Source organism: Psychrobacillus sp. NPDC058041, assembly GCF_042885655.1.
GTDB lineage: Bacteria > Bacillota > Bacilli > Bacillales_A > Planococcaceae > Psychrobacillus.
Map to the genome: position 1 here is coordinate 63,149 of NZ_JBHVRO010000003.1, position 20,638 is coordinate 83,786.

19 protein-coding genes are annotated in these 20,638 nt (G+C 34.9%); 12 read left to right on the top strand and 7 right to left on the bottom strand.

Translation table 11 applies throughout. From position 1 onward, the window contains the following. Positions 1-55 precede the first annotated feature (55 nt). The 6 genes from ACFVR1_RS05455 to ACFVR1_RS05480 form a co-directional block, all read right to left on the bottom strand. On the bottom strand, positions 56-1,138 hold the full coding sequence (locus ACFVR1_RS05455) for a hypothetical protein (RefSeq protein ID WP_387581398.1): 1,083 nt from the start codon (positions 1,136-1,138) through the stop codon (positions 56-58). Positions 1,139-1,298: 160 nt separating this feature from the next. Then, positions 1,299-1,604 carry a nucleotide pyrophosphohydrolase gene (locus ACFVR1_RS05460; protein WP_387581401.1) on the bottom strand — a complete coding sequence of 102 codons (306 nt, stop codon included), beginning with the start codon at positions 1,602-1,604 and terminating at the stop codon, positions 1,299-1,301. A 105-nt stretch (positions 1,605-1,709) separates the two neighbouring features. Further along, entirely contained in the window at positions 1,710-2,606 is an 897-nt protein-coding gene (locus ACFVR1_RS05465) for a DMT family transporter (protein ID WP_387581404.1), read from the bottom strand. A 77-nt stretch (positions 2,607-2,683) separates the two neighbouring features. Further along, a complete protein-coding gene (locus tag ACFVR1_RS05470) occupies positions 2,684-3,898 on the bottom strand; it encodes an amidohydrolase (protein ID WP_387581407.1) in 1,215 nt (404 codons plus the stop codon). Then, positions 3,895-5,136, bottom strand: coding sequence for an amidohydrolase family protein (locus ACFVR1_RS05475; protein WP_387581410.1), 1,242 nt, complete (start codon positions 5,134-5,136; stop codon positions 3,895-3,897). Before ACFVR1_RS05475 ends, ACFVR1_RS05470 begins: the two co-directional genes overlap by 4 nt. Before the next feature lie 59 nt (positions 5,137-5,195). Continuing rightward, the gene (locus tag ACFVR1_RS05480) at positions 5,196-6,770 is read right to left on the bottom strand and encodes a glutathione ABC transporter substrate-binding protein (RefSeq protein ID WP_387581413.1); all 1,575 of its coding nucleotides are present in this window, start codon (positions 6,768-6,770) and stop codon (positions 5,196-5,198) included. A gap of 199 nt (positions 6,771-6,969) precedes the next feature. On the opposite strand from ACFVR1_RS05480, the gene ACFVR1_RS05485 reads away from it, so the two are divergent. The 9 genes from ACFVR1_RS05485 to ACFVR1_RS05525 all read left to right on the top strand — a co-directional run bounded on the left by ACFVR1_RS05485 (position 6,970) and on the right by ACFVR1_RS05525 (position 16,728). After that, a complete protein-coding gene (locus tag ACFVR1_RS05485; protein WP_387581416.1) occupies positions 6,970-7,872 on the top strand; it encodes an ABC transporter permease in 903 nt (300 codons plus the stop codon). Between the two features lie 14 nt (positions 7,873-7,886). Then, positions 7,887-8,807 (top strand): nickel ABC transporter permease, encoded by a 921-nt coding sequence (nikB, locus tag ACFVR1_RS05490; RefSeq protein ID WP_387581418.1) that lies wholly within the window; start codon positions 7,887-7,889, stop codon positions 8,805-8,807. Between the two features lie 11 nt (positions 8,808-8,818). Further along, positions 8,819-9,832: an ABC transporter ATP-binding protein gene (locus tag ACFVR1_RS05495; protein ID WP_387581419.1), complete on the top strand. Its 1,014-nt coding sequence runs from the start codon at positions 8,819-8,821 to the stop codon at positions 9,830-9,832. Further along, a complete protein-coding gene (locus ACFVR1_RS05500) occupies positions 9,829-10,827 on the top strand; it encodes an ABC transporter ATP-binding protein (RefSeq protein ID WP_387581422.1) in 999 nt (332 codons plus the stop codon). Before ACFVR1_RS05495 ends, ACFVR1_RS05500 begins: the two co-directional genes overlap by 4 nt. Before the next feature lie 135 nt (positions 10,828-10,962). Beyond that, entirely contained in the window at positions 10,963-11,715 is a 753-nt protein-coding gene (locus ACFVR1_RS05505; protein ID WP_387581424.1) for a sensor histidine kinase, read from the top strand. 20 nt (positions 11,716-11,735) lie between these two features. Continuing rightward, positions 11,736-12,443: a response regulator transcription factor gene (locus ACFVR1_RS05510; RefSeq protein ID WP_387581426.1), complete on the top strand. Its 708-nt coding sequence runs from the start codon at positions 11,736-11,738 to the stop codon at positions 12,441-12,443. Then, positions 12,440-13,750, top strand: a complete 1,311-nt coding sequence (locus tag ACFVR1_RS05515; protein WP_387581429.1) for an SLC5/6 family protein — start codon at positions 12,440-12,442, stop codon at positions 13,748-13,750. Before ACFVR1_RS05510 ends, ACFVR1_RS05515 begins: the two co-directional genes overlap by 4 nt. A 122-nt stretch (positions 13,751-13,872) precedes the next feature. After that, a complete protein-coding gene (locus ACFVR1_RS05520; protein ID WP_387581431.1) occupies positions 13,873-14,637 on the top strand; it encodes a 3-hydroxybutyrate dehydrogenase in 765 nt (254 codons plus the stop codon). 1,095 nt (positions 14,638-15,732) lie between these two features. Beyond that, positions 15,733-16,728, top strand: coding sequence for a YecA family protein (locus tag ACFVR1_RS05525; protein WP_387581434.1), 996 nt, complete (start codon positions 15,733-15,735; stop codon positions 16,726-16,728). Between the two features lie 91 nt (positions 16,729-16,819). Here ACFVR1_RS05525 and ACFVR1_RS05530 read toward each other — a convergent pair whose 3' ends face one another. Beyond that, positions 16,820-16,993: a hypothetical protein gene (locus tag ACFVR1_RS05530; protein WP_387581437.1), complete on the bottom strand. Its 174-nt coding sequence runs from the start codon at positions 16,991-16,993 to the stop codon at positions 16,820-16,822. A gap of 137 nt (positions 16,994-17,130) precedes the next feature. On the opposite strand from ACFVR1_RS05530, the gene mprF reads away from it, so the two are divergent. From mprF to ACFVR1_RS05545, 3 genes are all read left to right on the top strand, one after another. Next, complete coding sequence (mprF, locus tag ACFVR1_RS05535; protein ID WP_387581440.1) at positions 17,131-19,707, top strand: bifunctional lysylphosphatidylglycerol flippase/synthetase MprF; 2,577 nt, start codon at positions 17,131-17,133, stop codon at positions 19,705-19,707. A gap of 76 nt (positions 19,708-19,783) precedes the next feature. Next, positions 19,784-20,011: a hypothetical protein gene (locus ACFVR1_RS05540; RefSeq protein WP_387581442.1), complete on the top strand. Its 228-nt coding sequence runs from the start codon at positions 19,784-19,786 to the stop codon at positions 20,009-20,011. A gap of 72 nt (positions 20,012-20,083) precedes the next feature. Further along, positions 20,084-20,530, top strand: a complete 447-nt coding sequence (locus tag ACFVR1_RS05545) for a YusW family protein (RefSeq protein WP_387581445.1) — start codon at positions 20,084-20,086, stop codon at positions 20,528-20,530. The last annotated feature ends 108 nt before the right edge of the window (positions 20,531-20,638 follow it).

Sequence of the window (20,638 nt, forward strand, 5' to 3'; positions counted from 1 at the left end):
AGCTACCCGTATTTCTACGAGTATTACTGCAGTTATTAATATATTATTCTACGTTTTACATATCAGATAAATCTAATGAGTCTAGGTATTTCCAGTCACCAGCTTCATCTTTTTCCAAAAGGAAAATAGTCGTATATTTGAGGGTATGTTTTTCATCGATAGTTGCTTTTTGAGTTTGTGAAACTAGGGCAATACCGTCAATAATATAATGAACTTCTAAGCTTAATGTCTCGTATTTTACATCGTAATCTTTGAAGGCAGACCCTATCATTTCTTTAAGTGAATCATAATCAGGGTATTCCTTGCTATATAGATTAAATGTTGCCTCTAGATCTTCAGCGTTTACATATTCGTCCGATTTTTTAAAGAACTCAACAATTTCTTTTTCTTGTGCAAGGAAGTGTGAATCCTTTCTAATACTTTGTTGGTATTTAGCGTATAAATCATCTATGATTGCTTCGTCCTCTATTGTATCTAGTAAATCAAAGAAATCTGAAACACTAGCTTCAACAGTTTTTTGGTTTGCTTTTTTAGTAATCAAATCGTCCAATTTATCTAAATGCATCTTCGCTGTAATTACATATTTGGACGATTGAAGAGACTTTTCGCCAGGGGTCTTATATTTAGTTAATATTGCATCTCGTGTTGATTTCCCGTAAACACGGTAAAGTAATATTGCTTGTTTACGAATCTCACTAGATAATTCGTGATAACTTTTTTCTGTTACATCGGAAGTTGGATCCTTTCCGTATAGGGTATTAAATTGAGTTGCTTTATCCACAATTTTTTTCCCAGAAGTGATTGCATCAATATAGCCCATTGCGCGCTGATAATGAATTCCTACATTATCTTCCAATCGTTTTTCTAATTTTACTTTATCTTTAGCGCTCAGCTTAGCAATTTCTTGCTGTGCTTTTAAATAAGAACTTTTTGTTGCGTTAAATACCTTCATATCGGGATTTTTTATTTCTTTCGTCAGTTCATAAGAAATTTGCCATTTCAAGGCACCGGCATTTTGTTCAGCTATTTTTACAAGCGATTCTGCTTGTGAAACAGAAGCTGCTTCCACTTTAGATGGAGTAAAAATATTAGCTCCTACTATTCCGGTTACCACCAAGATAGTCAATAATTTTTTCATACGGATTCCCCTAAAATTATATTAGACCTACAATAATTGTATTAAGTAAGCCTTATTAAGAATATTGTATTTTTTTGTTTAAGGATAGTAAAAATAACTGGGTTAATATACATATTTTGTTATTAAATTTACTAAATTAAACCACCCTTACTATTATATATTACATTGTTTGTTTTGGTAGCGGATATTTCATCTCATTCTTTTTCATTTTTTGCTGTGCTGCTTCCTTTAGATCAATATTTAACACATTTGCAAGTTGTAGAAGGTAAATAAATACGTCAGCTGCTTCGTCAACAATTGCTTCCTTATCATTTTCAATAGCCTCCTCAGCTGAAACCCATTGAAAGTGCTCTAATAGTTCACTTGCTTCTAAAGATACAGAAATAGCAAGACTACGAGCATCGTGATTTCCTCCCCAGCCTCGATCGCTACTGAATTTAAGTATTTCTTTTGTTAGTTCTTTCATAAAGTTTCCCTCACTTTTGCTAAAAATGTAATAGTAGACTTTAATATAACACTGCCTTTGTTTCTTGTTGCTTCTAACAATTGAATTTCCTGTTGGATTAAAGCATTATATTTTGTTGGAAAGGGAATTACTTGATTTTGTCCGGAGCGAAATAGAAACACCGATAATAATAACAAAAGCACCAACCAGTTGTAATGGTTGAATTGTAATTCCTAGCAGCAGAAGCCCGAAAACCATTGCAACAAATGGCTCAAGGTTTAATAAAAGTGCAGCTTTTGAAGCACCGACTTTTTGAATAGAGCTATTCCATAAGTAAGTGCATAATCCATGCATAATAATCGCAGTGATAATAAGTAATAGCCAATAGGACAGTGGAACAGACAACACAAGATAGGTTTTACTCCAAGGAACAAAAGGAAGTAGACCAATCAGTCCAAAGATATTGCTGAATAAGGTAATGGTAGAAGGGTGTATCGATTTAGATAAATGTTGAACAAAAACTAAGAAAACTGAAAAGGATAGCATCGTTATACTTATTAATATCTCACCTCTACCGAAGCTCGGAATAAGTAATGATCCTTTTGTTATAACTAACCAAACTCCAAGCAAAGCGATTAATGAGCCGATCCAAAATGGAAAAGTCTTTCTTTCCTTAAAGTAATAAGAGGAGAGTAATGCGGTAACTATTGGCGATAAAGCGAGGATTAGTGCTGCTGTGACAGGTTCAGTATATTGAAGGCTTGCGTAAAAGCTCCATTGGTTCAACGATACACCTACTAAACCTGCTACACCTAACCATATGTAATTGTGTAAAGTTAATTCCCGGAAGTTAATATTTCTATAGGTCATGAAAAACAAGAAAATGAGGATAAATATAAGTCTAAAAAATGCTATTATGCTTGGGTCAAATATAGCGACTAAAATTGATCCAAAAACAAAGTTGCTACCCCAAGCTATGACACAGAGTAACAGAATTAAGTAAGTAAACAATTGCTTCTTCATATTTATGGTTATATCTTCCTTTCAATAAATAAAAATTGAAAAGAGAAAGAGGCATAAACCCTTTCTCTCTTTTCACTCTAGATTAGTTCACCTTTAACCATTATTATACGTTTTTTTGGTTTTCTAGCAACCACTTCAGCGGAGGAAGCTGCATCACAAAAAACAAAACTTGCATCATCTTGAACTTCCGGCCAAACTTTTTTGCCATCCTCATCTAAAGCAACAACTCCACCAGTAACCCATTTAAGTGCATTCCTCAATGATTTCTCATCAATTTTTCGTGTAAGTTCGCAATAGCGAGTAACTTTTTCTAATACATCACCCGTTCCATATGGGCTCCACGAGTCATAAAAACCATCACAACCGAAGTGTACTTTTACTCCATGGGCATCTAACAGATCAATTGGTGGTATTACCCGATTGATATTAATAGGAATAGTAGACATAATAGCAACATTTGCTTCTGAAAGTCGGTTTGCAACAACAACTTGCTGCGGAACTGGAATATCCCCTAGGCAGAAGGAGTGACTCAAAGCCGTTCTTCCTTGATAATTTGCTTGTTCTACGATATCAATCCACTTATCCGCGGTATAATAACCTACAAATCCACCATCATGTAAGTGGATATCAACATCGGCATCAAACTCAGTTGCAATATCCATTACTTCGTATAGCGATTTTTCAATCGCATTATCAATTCCAGCAGGGTCTAATCCACCGACCATTGTTGCACCATTTCTCATCGCTTCCCGCATTAATTGAGGTACGGATTCACGTAATAACCCATGTTGTGGGAATGCGATAATATCTGCAGTTACTTTGCCTTTAAATGAATCTAGTGCAGCAATAATACCTTCCAAATTTTTCAGACCAATATACGGATCAATATTCACATGTGTACGAATATGCGTTGAACCATATTGAAGTAAAGTTTCAATCATTTTCTTTGCTCGTTGCTCTGCGCTATCGGCTAAAATAGATAACTCTTTTGCTTCGAGATTTAATCGTTCCTTTAAGTTTGCGACAGGAATACAAGCTTTCCAATCTAACGTCATATATGTTTTATCTAAATGATTATGCATTTCTTTAAAAGTTGGAAGTGCAAGCATTCCGTGCATATCGATTACTTCATGGCCGGTAGGGATTGTTTCATTAACAGCTAATTGATCTACAATTTTCCCATCTTCTATTTTTAGATGAAATAATGAGGTTTCTGTTTCAACTGTTCCATTGTCTAATAATCTTTCTCCAGTTTCTAATTTAACATTAGAAAGCCATTTTACTTTACTCATTTTGTAACCTCCTTCGATAGAATAGCCTCATTTGTATATGCAACATTTCCGTTTGAAATTACATGTGTTATAGGACGTCTTCTAGCTACTGCTTGAGCTGAACATACGGCATCAAGGAGAAGTACATTTGCTAAATCACCTTTTTGTGGCCAAACTCTCGTACCTACATCATTAAGAGGAGTAATTCCTCCTGAAGCATACTTCCAGCAACGGTTTAATGAATACTCATCGATGAATTTAAATCTTTCTGCTAATATACTTAATTTTTCTACTGTATCTCCAGTACCAAAAGGAGACCAATGATCAGTCAAACTGTCGTGGCCAACGGAAACGGATACTCCATTTTCGTGTAGATAAGGAATTGGAATAGTAGGGCGGTTGATTGGAACAGTTGACGTAACGTCAATTTTCGTATCGGCGAGCACTGCAACTAATTCCTCTAATTCTTTTCCTTGAAGATCGCCTAAAGCTATTGCGTGGCTTATCGTAACTTGTCCTTCTTTTTTAGCTTGTTTCGTTAGTTCTGCTAATTTATAAAATTCAAAAGCACCAAGGGAATTCGGATCATGAATATGAATGTCTATTCCTTTTCCAGATTCGACTGCAATATCCATTGTAGTGTTAAGGGAAAGGTCTATATTGCGATCGATCGTAGCTGGATCAACTCCTCCAACTAATGTTGCACCCATTTTCATAGCTTCTCTCATTAATGGTTCTACTTTTGAAAGTAATAACCCATGCTGAGGGAAAGCTACAATGTCGTATGTAACCTGATCCTCAAACTTTTTGAAAGCTTCTTTTGTAATTTCAATATGCTTCGTTCCAATTTGTGGGTCTACATTACAATGAGAACGAATATGTGTGTGTCCTTGTGAGATTAACCACTGGATCATGTTTTCTGCTCGGTTTAATGCAAATGGAAGTTGTGCTGGTAGTAGTTCCTGCTCTTCTTCTATTCTCGTTAGAATTCCTTTCGTTATAGGTTTACATGCTTTCCAAGGACCACTAAAATACGTTTTATCTACATGAATATGCATTTCTCTAAAGGAAGGCATTAATAATTTGCCATTAGCCTCGATTACTTCATAATCAGAGCTTTCAATGTTTTTATCTATTTCAATAATTTTTCCATCTTGAATAAGTACATCCAATAGATCTGTTTCAGTTTGAATAACACGCCCATTTTCATAAGTAAATCCAGTTTCAAGGCGAGCTTTTTTAATAAGTAGAGATTTCATCTTTTTTCCTCCCAATAAGTTCAAAGAGACTGGAGTATTACCAGTCTCTTTGAAGTGAATTATTTTACTGTCACTTCATTTAAAATCAAGTAGTTCGAAGCGTCTAATCTAAAATTTTCTACATTGTTATTATAAACTGCTAAATGCTCGTAGTTTCTAATTGGAACATATACAGCGTCATCCATTTCAATTTGCATTGCTTGCTTGTAGATTTCTTGGCGCTTACTTGGGTCAGTTTCTACACGTCCTTGTTCGATAAGTTTATCTACTACAGGGTTTTGATAATAGAAATGGTTCCCCGGTGCACCAATAGATGCAGAATGGAAGAGGTTGTATTGATTGTAGTCACCATCACCAGTCGCGTTGCCCCAACCGCCAATAAGCATTTGATGATCTCCATTTTCTATTTGCTGAATATATGAACCGTATTCCATTACTTGAATTTCAACATCTACACCAATACCCTTAAGCTGAGATTGAATAACTTCAGCCATATTAATTCGTTCTTTTCTGTCGCTTGTTAATAAAGTAACTTTGATACCTTTATCGTATCCTGCTTCTTTTAATAAAGATTTTGCTTTGTTTACATCATATGGATATGCTTTAACGTCTTTGCTATATCCAAATACTTGTGGACTCATCGCAACGTTTGCAAGTGTTCCAACATTATTGTAAACACCAGAAATAATTGCTTCTCTTTCAATTGCGTAACTAACTGCTTGACGAACTTTCACATTGTCGAAAGGAGCTTTTGTTGTGTTAAAGCCTACATATTCTACCGCTAAACCATCCGTTCGGAAAAGGTTCATCTTATCAGAATTCTCAATTCGATCAATTTCAGTTACTGGAACCTGATCGGAAATATGTGCTTCTCCACTTTCAATCATTGCTAGACGAGTTGCATCTTCTGGAACTACTTTGAATACTACACTATCCACTTTGACTTTTTCTCCCCAATAATCATTGTTTTTATTTAGGGTTATTTCTTGACCAGATTTCCATGAATCAAATACAAAAGGACCAGTACCTACTGGATGTGTTGCTAATTGATCAGGAGTTTCCTTAATCATTTTAGGGCTTAGAATGCTTCCTTCATTGCTTGCTAAAATAGAAAGTAGTGGAGCATATGGTGTTGATAATTTAAGTGTTACATGTGTATCGTCTTTTACAATTACTTCTTTGATCATTCCTAATTTATCTTTTTGAGGTGATCCTGTTGCAGGGTCTAGTAATCTATCAAAAGTAGCTTTTACTGCTTCTGCATTAAATGGTGTTCCGTCATGAAATTTAACACCTTCTCTTAATGTGAAATCCCAAGTTAAATCATCTACTTGATTCCATTCTGTTGCAAGTAATGGTACAAAATTTCTGTCTTTATCAAAAGCAAGTAGTGTTTCATATACTTTTCCGTGAACAACGTTTGCGGAAGGTATATCTGTAATGAAATGTGGGTCAAGACCAGTTGCATCTGATAAACGTACTATAACAAGCTTCCCACCGGATTTGTCGCCAGTTGATACTTGTCCTTCTTCTTTTTGTTCACCTTTACTTGAACTTCCTGTCGAGCATCCTTGCATTATTAGCATCAAAATAGTTATTAATGCGAAAAACTGAATCCACTTAAATTTCTTCAATGAGTTCCCCTCCAAATGATTCTTATTTGTGTTGCTAATTTTCAATTATAAATAAAAGAATTAATAATGTTTTTAAAATATTTACTGTTTTTTAAAGTATTTTGACTATTCTTTCTATGTCTATTTACATTCTTTCTTTTCTTATATATCGTGATGTTACCTTATTACGAAAAGGAAGCAGAACAAGGGGGTTTATCAAATGACGATTAATAATACAGAAGTCAATTCCGAGATGTTAGTCTTGGCTAGAAAGAAAATTAGAAAAGAAAAATGGAAAGCATTTTTTGGGACAATAGGTCAAAATAAAGCAGCAGTTGTAGGGGGAGTAATAATTCTTCTATATATATCGCTCACTTTTTTAGCACCAATATTAGCACCATATGACCCATATGAGATTAACCTTCCGGACAAGTTACAATCTCCATCAATACATCATTGGATGGGAACGGATGACAAAGGAAGGGATATTTTAAGTAGAATTTTATACGGCTCTAGGTTATCGCTTGGTGTAGGTTTTTCATCAGTATCTTTTGGAGCTTTTTTTGGAATAATTCTTGGACTAATAGCGGGCTACTATGGTAGATGGGTGGACACAATTATTAGTCGTTGTTTAGACGTGATGCTCGCTTTCCCAGGGATCTTATTGGCATTAGCAATTATTAGTGCACTTGGTCCGAGTCTTATAAATGTAACAATCGCAGTAGGAGTCTTTTCAATTCCATTGTTTGCTAGAATTGTTCGTGGTTCGACGATGGAAGTGAAAAAGCTTGAGTATATAGATGCTATTCGAACATTAGGGGCAAATGATTTCATTATTATTTTCCGACACATTTTCCCAAATATATTATCACCGATTATTGTTCAAGGCTCATTAAGACTTGCAACAGCTATATTATCAGCAGCAGGATTGTCATTCTTAGGACTAGGCGCTCAACCACCATCACCTGAATGGGGTGCAATGCTTTCTAGTGGAAGAGATTTCATTTTCAGCGCTCCTTATATGGCTATTTTCCCAGGTCTGATGATTGCGATTTTAGTATTGGGCTTTAACCTTTTTGGAGACGGTTTGCGTGATGCTTTAGATCCTAGAACGAAAAAATAAAAGGAGGATTACTTATGTTTTTATTTATTTTGAAGCGTTTAGCACAAATAGTTCCTGTCATATTAGGAGTCACTTTAGTTGTGTTTTTAATTATGCAAATGGTACCAGGTGATCCAGCGGTTATTATGGCAGGTGAAGGGGCATCTAAAGAAACGGTTAACGAGCTAAGAGAAGATTTAGGTTTAAATAGACCACTTCATGAACAGTATTTTTCATACGTAGGGAATGTATTTAGAGGCGACTTAGGAAATTCTCTCAAAAACAATCAACCTGTTATGGATGAAATTATGATTCGTTTACCTATTACAATGGAGCTTGCGTTTTTTAGTATTTTAATCACAATTGTACTCGGGTTAATCGCAGGTATTATTTCCGCGGTAAAACCATATTCATTTTCCGATATTAGTGTAATGGTTGTCGCATTAATAGGAATTTCACTTCCAAGTTTTTGGTTAGGACTATTACTAATGTATGTATTTTCTGTAAAACTCCAGTGGCTTCCGGTTGCTGGATGGGATAGTACAGCACATATTATTTTACCCGCAATTACACTTGGAGCAGGAGGAGCAGCTATTGTTGCTCGTATGACTCGTTCAAGTATGCTTGAGGTAGTTGGCCAAGACTATATACGGACAGCGAAAGCAAAAGGTCTTAAAGGACATGTCATTATTTATAAACATGCATTAAGAAATGCATTAATTCCTGTTATTACTGTTGTAGGGCTACAATTTGGTAGTTTACTTGGTGGTACTGTTTTAGTAGAGTCTGTATTTGCTATAAATGGATTAGGTCGAATGATTGTCGATGCAATTCGAACAAGAGATATTCCAATGGTGCAGGGTGGGGTATTAGTTGCTTCTTTAGTCTTTGTCTTCGTGAATCTATTAGTAGACGTTATGTATAAAGTTTTTAATAAACGAATGGATTTGAACTAGGGGGGAGAAAGATGAAAAATGAAGTAGTATTAGAAGTAAAAAACTTAAAAACACATTTTATATCCAATAAAGGTACGGCAAAGGCTGTGGATGGCATAGATTTTGTTTTAAGAAAAGGCGAGACACTTGGAATAGTTGGGGAATCCGGATGTGGAAAATCAATGACTTCGTTATCTATCCTTCGATTAATACCATCTCCGCCAGGGAAAATTGTCGATGGACAAGTATTATTGAAAGGCAAAGACTTAGTCACGATGTCTGAAGAAGAGATACGAAAAATAAGAGGGAATCGCATTTCGATGATTTTTCAAGAACCAATGACTAGTTTAAATCCAGTTATACCTGTAGGGGAACAAATAGCAGAAGCGCTCCGATTACATCAAGGATTGTCCAAAAAGCAAGCATGGGATAAATCAGTTGAAATGATTGGTCTTGTTGGAATCCCTTCGCCTGAAAAAAGAGCGAAGCAGGAACCATTCCAACTTAGTGGTGGTATGAGACAAAGAATTATGATTGCAATGGCATTAGCTTGCACACCTGAAGTTCTAATTGCGGATGAGCCAACAACCGCTTTAGATGTAACTATTCAGGCTCAAATATTAGAAATCATGAAAGATTTACAAAAGAAAATTGGAATGGGTATTATTTTCATCACTCATGATTTAGGTGTAGTAGCTGAAATGTGTGATCAAGTTGGCGTAATGTATGCAGGACAAGTGGTAGAACATCAAGAGACAAAAGGTTTATTTAAAAATCCATTACATCCTTATACACAAGGTCTAATCGGATCACTACCTAAGCTTTATGAAGACCAGGAAGAACTGCAAATTATTGAAGGAACTGTACCGAGTCCATATGAATATCCAGAAGGTTGTCGATTTGCGGAAAGGTGTCCTTTTGCAAAGGATATTTGTATTCAAAAGCAACCAAATCTTATCCAATACGCTGAAGACAGCAAAGTTAGATGCTGGAAGTATTCTGATGAATGGCAAGATAGTTTAACAAAAGAGGTGGTTGCACAATGAGTAATATTCTCAAACAGAAAAGTCCGTTATTAAGAGTCTCTGATTTGAAGCAACACTTTGTATTGAAAAAAGAAGTTATATTTCAACCGAAACAAGTTGTAAAAGCAGTTGATGGTATAAATTTTGAACTGTATCCTGGAGAAACATTAAGTATAGTAGGTGAATCTGGTTGTGGGAAATCAACAACAGGAAGATCTATTTTACGTTTAGATGAACCTACTGATGGTGACGTATTATTTAAAGGTGAATCCCTTATAAAAATGAATAAAAAAGAGTTGCGTAATGTTAGAGGAAATATTCAAGTGATTTTCCAAGATCCATATGCTTCTTTAAATCCAAGAAGAACGATACGTCAAATGTTAGAGGAGGCAATGGCAATACAAAAAGTACTCCCTCCCAATAAGAGAGAGGCTCGGATGTTAGAGCTTATGAAACATGTTGGTTTACGCCCGGAATACTTGGAAAGATATCCGCATGAATTTTCTGGGGGACAACGCCAACGAATTGGAATTGCTAGAGCTCTCGCGGTAAATCCGGAAATAATTATTTGTGATGAAGCAGTTTCTGCTCTTGATGTATCTATTCAAGCTCAAATATTAAACTTATTGAAAAAGCTCCAAAAGGAGTTTGATCTAACATTCTTATTTATTTCTCATGATTTAAGTGTTGTAAGACACATTTCAGATCGTGTTATGGTTATGTATTTAGGAAAAGTTGTAGAAATTGCAGATAAGTCTTCCTTATTTAACAAACCTATGCACCCTTACACGAAAGCTCTACTATCAGCTATCCCTGTTATAGATGAAACAAAGAAAGGGGAGAGAATCATTTTAAAAGGTGATGTTCCATCTCCTTTAAATCCTCCGACAGGGTGTAGGTTCCATACTCGTTGCCCATACGCTAAGGAACGCTGCAGTCAAGAGGAACCTGTATTGAGAGAACTTGATACAATCCATTCGGTTGCATGTCATTTTGCAGAGGAATTACTTTTATAAAGGCTCTATTACTCCTGAGGAAAGCCATCACCATTAACAAAGCTTATTAAAAATGCACGCATAAGAGATTTACTATTCGTATTAATGAAGTTAATATAATGAAATACCGGTTATAAAAGAGAGGACGTATGCATCATGATGCCTTTGGAATCTTTCTCATTATACGTCTTAATTTGTGTATTAGCTCCTCTTGTAGGAGCTTTTACACTTTCATTTGTAATGATCTTTGAACGACAAATTGACAATTTGCAGAAAGAAGCTTCTAAGTTAGCTTTGGAAAAAGAGTTACAACACGCAAATTATGATCAGTTAAACCAGCAAATACAGCCTCACTTTTTTTTCAATACGCTTAATACTATGTTAAGTTTGGCCCGATTAGATAGAAAAGAAGAACTAATAAAAGGTTTAGAAGTAATGGCGAAGTTCTTTAAATTTAAATATGTTACGCATGCTTCTCTTATTAAAGTGGAAGATGAAATTGCATATGTAAACAATTACTTAGATATCCAAAGTTTACGGTTTGGGGAGCGACTAGAAGTAATAAAAAATGTCGAAGCTTGTTGCAAAAATGCTTTATTGCCACCCTTTATGATACAAACTATTGTCGAAAATGCATTTAAACATGGTTTTGAGAAAAATATTGGACCCGCACGCTTGAAAATAAATGTGTATCATTCAGATGGATTTATGTATATAGAAGTATGGAACTCCTATCTTATAGAACCTATCAATGAAAAGAAAGAATATAGCCCACAAGAAGAAGGATACGGAGTTCGAAACATACAAAAGAGATTAGATCTTTTATTTCCAGAACAAGTCCATTATTTAAAAATGAGATACATTGGTAACGAAACACTTGTTGAAGTGAAATTTCCGTTAACTAAATAAAGGAGAAAGGAGGAATGGATATGAATATTCTACTTGTAGATGATGAAATATTAGAGCTAGATCAATTGGAATATATTATGAAACCACATTTTCCGAATTGGGTGTTCTACAAAGCACAAGATGCGTCTATTGCTCTTCAAATTGCGGGAAAGATTAATATTTCTCTAGCATTTCTAGATATTCAAATGCCAGGAAAAAGCGGATTAGAGTTGGCAAAAGAATTAAAGAAAAATTATAAAATGGACATAATTATGGTTACTGCCTATCAATCGTTTGAATATGCTCAATCTTCCTTACGAATAGGTGTCAATGACTATTTAACAAAGCCTATAGTAGAAAATGAATTGTTGGGGTTACTTGAAAAGTATAGAAAATGGATATCTCAAAATGACTCCATTCAAGAAGTTCTACGTATTATTCGAGAGGAATATTACGAAAAACTTAGCCTTAGTATAGTAGCAAATCGTATTCACTTGAATGCAACTTATTTAAGTCGTAAATTTTTTGAAGAAGTGGGAATCGGATTTGCAGATTATTTAAATGCATATCGGTTGGAAATGGCAAAAAAAATATTATTAGAGCATAAAGAGTGGAGTATGGCTGTTGTTTCTGAAAAAGCGGGATTTAACAGTCAGCATTATTTTAGTTCGATGTTTAAAAAACAAAATGGTGTAACCCCATCAGAATATCGAGTAAATCCCAAAAAAGCAACAGGTTTTGGAATATGAAAACCTATCGTCACTATATTACGGGTTCTTTAGTTTTTGGAATTTCGTCGGGAATGATTAGTCTTTTGGCACGATGGATTACAGGAAATACAATTTTATCTTCTCCGGAATCATTAGTAAAATATGGTCTTTTAGGTGGTATTGGTTATTCTCTAGTAGGTGCATTTTCGATTTTTATGTTCGGAACATTTGCTAATAAAATTAGATATAGATTTCCGGATGTTGAAACGCTCGGTGATGTTTTTCAAAAGAGGCTTCGAAAAGATGGCTATTGGTTTATGACGATTGTAATTTTATTCTTAGGGTTAGATTCTTTATTCATGCAAGCCGTTGGAGCAGCCGTCTTATTTGATATGTTATTTAACATACCATTTATAGTTTCTCTATTTTTCTTCTTCTTGTATTGCTTTATCATAGCAGGGCTAGGTGGTATGAAGTGGATACAAAGATTTGAAGGGATTTCTATTTTTTTTATTTTTGCTGCAATCATTTTTATTCCATTGTACTTTTTCATACAAGAAGGAGCTTTCAAAGTTTACGACGGTATTCGACTATATCATCCCTACTTATTGTTTGCTAAAAACCATGAGGCTTACTTTTTTATTATGACTTTTATGTTAGTGGGCTGTGGACAAGTACTTACAGACCGCTCGACGTGGCAAAGATTATATATGATTGAACAGAAAAAAGTCCGTATTACTTTTTGGTCAACCGCTTTTGTTTGGAGCACTATACCTATAGCACTTTCTGCAATGCTGTTGATTGTGATTTTTGAAGGATCTTTTGGAGAAACATATACACTTTTGTTTCAACTAATAACAAAAATAGATCCTATTTTTCTCTCGGTACTATTCTTCTTATTTTGTTTTGGTGTTTTATCTACAACGATAAATGCGGAGATTCATGCTACTACAATTCATTTTATTAAGCATATCCGTCTGCCTATGAAGATCTCGATGAATGACCAGCAAATGAGGAAAGAATCGTATATATTCTCGGGATTGTTATTGTTTTTTCTATTAATTGTGACACATTTTGCAAGATTTAGTTTGCTTGATTTTCTTTTTTTCTATGGGCACCTTTATGCTGCTTCTATTCCTGTCATGTTAATCATCATTTTTTCAAAACGTAAAATATCCAGATTATTGCCTTATTCCATTGTAGCTGGTTGGTTGATTAGTGTATCGCTATTTAGTGGTTTAACATCATTACAAACGATTTGGATAAGTTTTCTTTTATCTGGACTCTTCTCCGTTTTAACAATGCTATTTGCACGAGTAGAGTTAACTTCAAGATATTCAAGGTAAATAATCTCAAAAGTAATTTGCTATTGGAAGAGGGCTTTAATGCCAGAAGTGGATATAAGGTTATATTGAATTATTGAGGCAGTGCAACATATTCGTTTATAAACTTGAGGAGGGTTCTATTAATGGAAGGAAAGGTTTTGTTTATTACTGGAGCAGCACGAGGTATCGGATTCGATATTGCAAAGGCATTTTCTAATGCAGGTGCACAAGTAGTTATATCGGACTTGTCTCAAGAAGTGATTGATGAAGCAGTTGTTAAAATTAACGGAAATGTTAAAGGAATCGTATGTGACGTAACGAAAGAAGCGGACATTGAAAGAGCGATTAAGTTCACAGTAGAAACATTTGGAAGAATAGATATTCTCGTGAATAATGCAGGTATGCAGCATGTATCGATGATTGAAGATTTTCCTACAGAGAAGTTTGAGCTACTAGTGAAAATCATGCTTACTGCACCTTTTATTGCCATTAAACATGCATTTCCTTATATGAAGAGCCAAGGTTTTGGAAGAATTATTAATATGGCATCAATTAATGGAGTTATCGGATTTGCCGGCAAGGCAGCTTATAATTCAGCTAAACATGGTGTCATTGGATTAACTAAGGTAGCTGCTTTAGAATCTGCAAATGATGGTATTACAGTAAACGCAATTTGTCCAGGTTATGTAGACACAGCACTCGTACGAAATCAATTTGAAGATTTAGCAAAAACTCGTAATATTCAAGTGGAACAAGTATTGGAAGAGGTTCTATACCCGCTAGTACCGCAAAAGCGATTACTCGATATTTTGGAGATTACTGATTTGGCTCTATACATGGCAAGTGATTCTGCAAGAGGTATGACTGGACAAGCAATTATTTTGGACGGCGGTTATACAGCTCAATAATAGAATGGAAAATGCGCAGTTGTCGAGATAAAGCGACTTCAGTGCATTTTTTTATGGGAAGCATATGAAATGGGATGCTAGGAAACCAGTGTTCTATATAGTACTTTAAAGAATTAAATAATACTGGATTTCCGTTTTAGGTGGACGCGTTCCGCGGGGTGAGCGATGAGCCATCACCGTCGCTACGCGTTCGTTGTGATTGCTCATCTGTCTCACAGAGGAACAAAGGCTAAGAGCGCCACATCGTGTGGCAACGCCTTCGTGACCAACATCCTGTTGGCCTCCGGCTGGAGTCGCCACCTTTCACTACAATCCATTAAGTGAGTAGTACCTAAAAGAGGTTTAGCCCAGCTATCGCTTACCGGATAGAAATAGTTTAATTGAACGTAGTGATCATGCCAACCTGTAATCGTTGTTGAATAAGAGATGCAATTGCTTGGTGAAATTCTGTTCATCTGGATAAAATATAGTTCCCTAACTAATGTTCAAAGGATTAAATGTCATCTATCTTACTAAGCAATTCTAAATCGTCTCATACATACTAGTTTGGAGCGCAGGCGGCGACTTCTGCGGGAATAGCAGATGTTTTCTGCACCGAAAGTGAAGCGACAGGTGCATGAGCGGAAGGCCCCGCAGGAATGCAGGGGAAGGAAGGCTAAAGGCGCCTCTTCCCTGAGGCAACGCCTTCATGACCAACATCCTGTTGGCCTAGGAGACTGAAGCCATGCCCGCGAAAAGCGTCCGCCATAGCGGAAAGCAACGACATTCATATGCTACTCTTCTTGAAAGAACCGGCGTCATTTGATCGGTTTTTCTTAATGGAATGGGTGGAAGTCTGTAAATTGAAGATAACACTTTTATGAGAAACGATTGCAGATTGATACTATTTGGTACGCTCTAGTTTTGAAATTGAAAGCACTCAACCAATTTCTAACCCTTTATAATTCCACTTATATAGTTGAAATTTTAGAGCACTTAGTAAGAATAAAGAAAAGACAAATTATGAAGTATGCACCAAGTCGTTCGGTCCTTAAAAGTCCGTTTTAAATATGGTAGACTAAAACGATATCTTTATTAATAAAAGGACGTGTTTAAATGGTAGGACGAAATGATCCTTGTCCATGTGGTAGTGGAAAAAAATTCAAGAAGTGTTGTGAATTCAAAGAGGTAATTACAATAGAAGAAGTACAATCAGAAGAGTTGGAACGTATATTGCAAACTTTTTATGATGAGTATCCTGAAAGAATAGACCTACCTGATTATCTGGACTTAGTGAAAATATGGAGTGAACCTTTAAAACAATACTTAGATCAAGAAATGATTGAAGCAATTGTAATGGATGAATTCTTTTTCCATCATAAAAAAGAGATTTGGGAAGGCTATTTAGAAAAACAACGCAAGAAAGTAGTTCGCCCTTCTACTTTAAATGTATTAGAACAATGGAATGAACCACGTGTTTTAATCGGTGAAGTGGTTGACGTAGAGGAAACATATATGACAGTAAAGCATATTTTGACGGACGAGATTATTCAACTAAGACGTGAAAGTGAAAAGCCAGTTCCTGTTGGTATGCATGTGTATTGTTTCTTATTACCTGATGGAACATTTATAGAAAACCATTACTTAGCAGTTTCTAGCTTAGTATTTTTCCCAACTGACCATAAAGAACTGTTTGTAAATTTTGCAAAACGATTTAAGTCACAAAATGAACAATCCGTTCAAGAATTTGTGAAGGAAAACGGCATAGATCTTTGGCGCGTACTTGGTGAAAATGGCTATGAAGGTGGGGAGTATACTTTCTTTGAAGCTGGTGTTCTACAAGTTGCTATGGATTTCTTAGTAAAACATAATCGTACATATAATGATTTAATAGAAATAGTAGAAGATTATTTATTCGAACAACAACCGAATGCTCGTAAGGAAGTGGCAATAGCTGCTGGGGCAATTCGCTTTGGGCAAGAAAAAGGTCTTTTTGAATCACTTGAATTAACAGTGAAAGAAATTGCAGAGAATTTTAATGTATCCACATCTTCTCTAAATAAATACTACAATGAACTAATTATGTACTATGAACGTACGCAAGTTGTTTAATAAAATAATTAACGCCAAGGTGAAAACTTCTCCTTGGCGTTTTTTTTATGAATTATATTCACAGTCCATGCCATACTTTAAACAGTATAAACTACGAATTCTTTTTTTGTGTGAAGTGTTCAGATGAATATTCCTCTTTCATCCCTCTTATTGGTGTATTGACAAAATTATTGAATTGCTTAGACAGTTTTTCACGTGCATCTTTGTTTCGCATTAGGTATGCTGCGCCTAGCCCAAGGGCTGTTAATGCTAGCTTGTTTTTCATCATGGATCGCTCCTTTCTTATTGTTATGTATGTTACCCTGTTTGTTGTAAAATAAACTTTAAATGAAACAATACGACTAGATTAATGATAAAATAAACTTAACTGGAAATGATATGAAAGAAATGAGTTGATAAACAATGAGACAATTTTGGAAGCTCCCCTGGTTTTCCCGCCTTATTAAAATAGTTCTTCCATTTTTAATACTATTTGTATTCTACTTTGAATCAAATCAAGCGTTAAGAAATTTAGATTTTTCCCTTTTGAAAAATAATTTTAATAAGTTAGCTATAAATCACATTTTTATTATTGTTTTTGCAGGAATAATTGCGGTCTCTCCAATGGTTCTATATGACTTTGTTTTACGAAGGCATTTAAAGATGAATGTGCCAATAAAAAAGACAATAGTTTATTCTTGGACCGCTAACACTGTGTCCAACTTCATAGGTTTTGGTGGTATCTCAGGAATGATGATACGAACTTTTTTTTATGGCCAACACGGCTATGAGAAAAAAGCACTTGTGAAAGGGGTAGGATTAATTACTCTCTTTTACTTATCTGGAATGTCCCTATTAAGTTGGTTACCGTTACTTGGAATTATTCATACACCTATTTTTAATCAAGTTAAATGGATACACGTTGCCCTTGTAGGAATAGCGTTATATTTTCCGATCTTACTAATTAGTATAAAGAGAAAGAAGGATACTTTAGCGCCAGAACGTATTAGTAAAAAGAGTATTATTTCTTTAGCTGTTATTTCTCTCTTGGAGTGGAGTTTTGCTTTTCTATTGATTTATATTATTTCAAATTTTTTAGGGGTTTCAATATCGGTTCCTAGTATGTTTGCGACTTTTATTGTGGCATCCTTCGCTGGTATTATAAGTATGCTACCGGGTGGAATAGGTTCGTTTGATCTCATGTATTTACTGGGAATGGAAGGGCTTGGGGTTCCAACGGAAACTACCCTTTTGATATTGCTTTTATATAGAATTAGTTATTTCATCATTCCCGCTTTACTGGGAGCAGTTACTTTATTACTTTATTTCTGGGGAGAACTAAATCAAAAGTTAAATCGAATACCAACAATAATTTTGCAAAATATTAGCCACTGGTTTGTTACTATTTTTGTTTTATTGGCTGGAATAATTTTATTATTATCTGCAGCAATTCCCGCAGCACTTGAAAGAGTAAAGTTGGCAAACGAAATTTTAGCATTACCTGTGATGAATTTGTCACATAAGTTTACGGTTGGTTTAGGGATTTCTCTCTTAATGTTAACTAGAGGAATTCAATATCGAGTGAAATGGGCTTACGATTTGACCCTAGTTGCTTTAGTAATTGCAGCAGTTTTTTCTTTATCCAAATGGTTTGACTACGAAGATGCAACATATGTATTAGTTGTTTTCCTCATACTTCTTATGTCTAAGAAGCGTTTCTATAGAGAAAATTTTGTACCTACTTGGGGGAAATCAATTGTCGATATTATTGGAATTACAATTATTTTAGGGATATTTTTGTTTATTGGATATGTTAACTTACCGTCTTCAATTATTACAATTCCAGTAAAATTGCAGCCATACGTTATAACAGATTCAACGGATTTATTTACTAGTGCGATTATAGGGATCATTCTTGCAATCCTTTACATGTCCTTTGGATACTTACTTAATAAACCACGGCATTTTCCTTTTGAAAAATCTACAACATATGAAAGTGAAATTAAAGAACATCTCGAAAGATATGGAGGTACCGTGCTATCACATTTAATTTTTCTACATGATAAGTATATATATTGGAATCAATCTAAAACTGTGATGGTTACTTTTCAAAAATATTCTGATAAATTAATCGTTTTAGGCGATCTAATAGGGGAGAAAAAAGATATTCTTCGAGCAATGGAAGAATTTCATGATCGTGCTAATTTATATGGCTATACGCCGGTATATTATCAAGTTACTTCTAAAATGTTCCCTTATCTTCATGAAAATGGATATGATTTTTTTAAACTTGGAGAAGAAGCTTTTGTTAATCTTCCTACCTTTGAGTTGGCTGGAAAGAAAATGAAAAATTTGCGTGCCAATAAAAATAAATTGGAGAGGGAAGGGTATCAACTTAAAGTAATTCAACCTCCTCATTCTGATGAGTTTATTGCGAGTTTAAAACCAATTTCTGATGAGTGGTTAGATGGACGTAAAGAAAAAGGATTTTCTCTAGGATGGTTTAATCCCTCCTATTTAAAATCTATTCCAATTGCTTTAGTAACTGATATTGAAGGGAAAACCATAGCTTTTTGTAATATAATGCCTGCATACGATGGCGGAAAAATGGTTTCCGTTGATTTGATGAGATATGGAAAGAATGCCCCAAATGCCACAATGGATTATTTGTTTATCAAATTGTTTGAGTGGTACAAAGAAGAAAATTACTTAAAGTTCAATTTAGGAATGGCTCCCTTAGCAAACGTAGGTCTATCTAAATATTCTTTCTTAACGGAGAAAATTGCATATCAAATTTTCTTATACGGTCAGGCAGTCTACCACTTTAAAGGGTTAAAGATGTTTAAAGAAAAATATGCGGATCAATGGGAACCGAAATATTTGGCGCTTCGAAAAAAGTCATCATTGCCGATAACAATGGCACAAGTCTCTTTGCTCATAGCTCGTTCAGGGCCAGTCCAAAGAAACAAATGGTGGTCAATGTTTTCAAGATTTTATTAATTAATTTTTGCAAAGAAGTTTAACGTATAGGAAAGAGGTTAAATAAAGGATAACAATAAGAAAAGGAGCGATAATTATGATGGATAAATCGTCAGAAGATCGCGATCGTCAAGACATAAAAGGACGAATATTGGATAATCCTGATTTGATAAAAACAGAAAAGGAAAGTATCTTTGACAGGGATGAAGAGATGCAAACTGTAGATCCAATTCCTGTAGAAGAGTTAAATGAAAAAGTAAAAGATGAAGAACATAAGCGTGAGACAAAATCAACTTCATCAAGTGAAGAACGTTATCCCGATTAATCATATCGTTTACGAAACTATTTTTATGGATATACCTTAGTTAGCAATAAAACAACACAACGAGGGGATATCATGAAAATGAAAAAATACTCGATATATGGATGTGCTTTATTAGTTATCGCATTGTTATTGGGCGCTTGCGGAGATAAAGAAAAAGTGAAAAGTGCGTCAACAGCAGAAGAGAAAGAAAAGAGTGAATTTGGTTTTCGATCTTTCGATTTAAGCGTAGATACAGCAGATCATAAAGATGCAATTGAAGCGTCGATGGAAACAAAAGGTTCGACAATAGAGGCTGAATATGTGAATCGAATTGAACCGAAGAAGTTAAAAGGCGATAAAGCATACGAAGAGATGAAGCCAATGTTTAAAAAAATAGACTTATCAAAAGATATGAGCAAAGAAGATGTTTTAAAGAAAGTATCCAAAGCATTTGATGTGGAAGATTACACAAAATTCGACTTAGAGGTTGAATTTTCAGATGGAAAACATAAAGTATACAAAGATAAAAAAAAGAAATAAAGTAAGCCAAGTCGTGATTAAATTACATGACTTGGCTTTTTTGTGATGAAAAAATTGATGTAGGAACAACAATAGTGTATGATGCATAGTATAAAGTATAGTGTATGT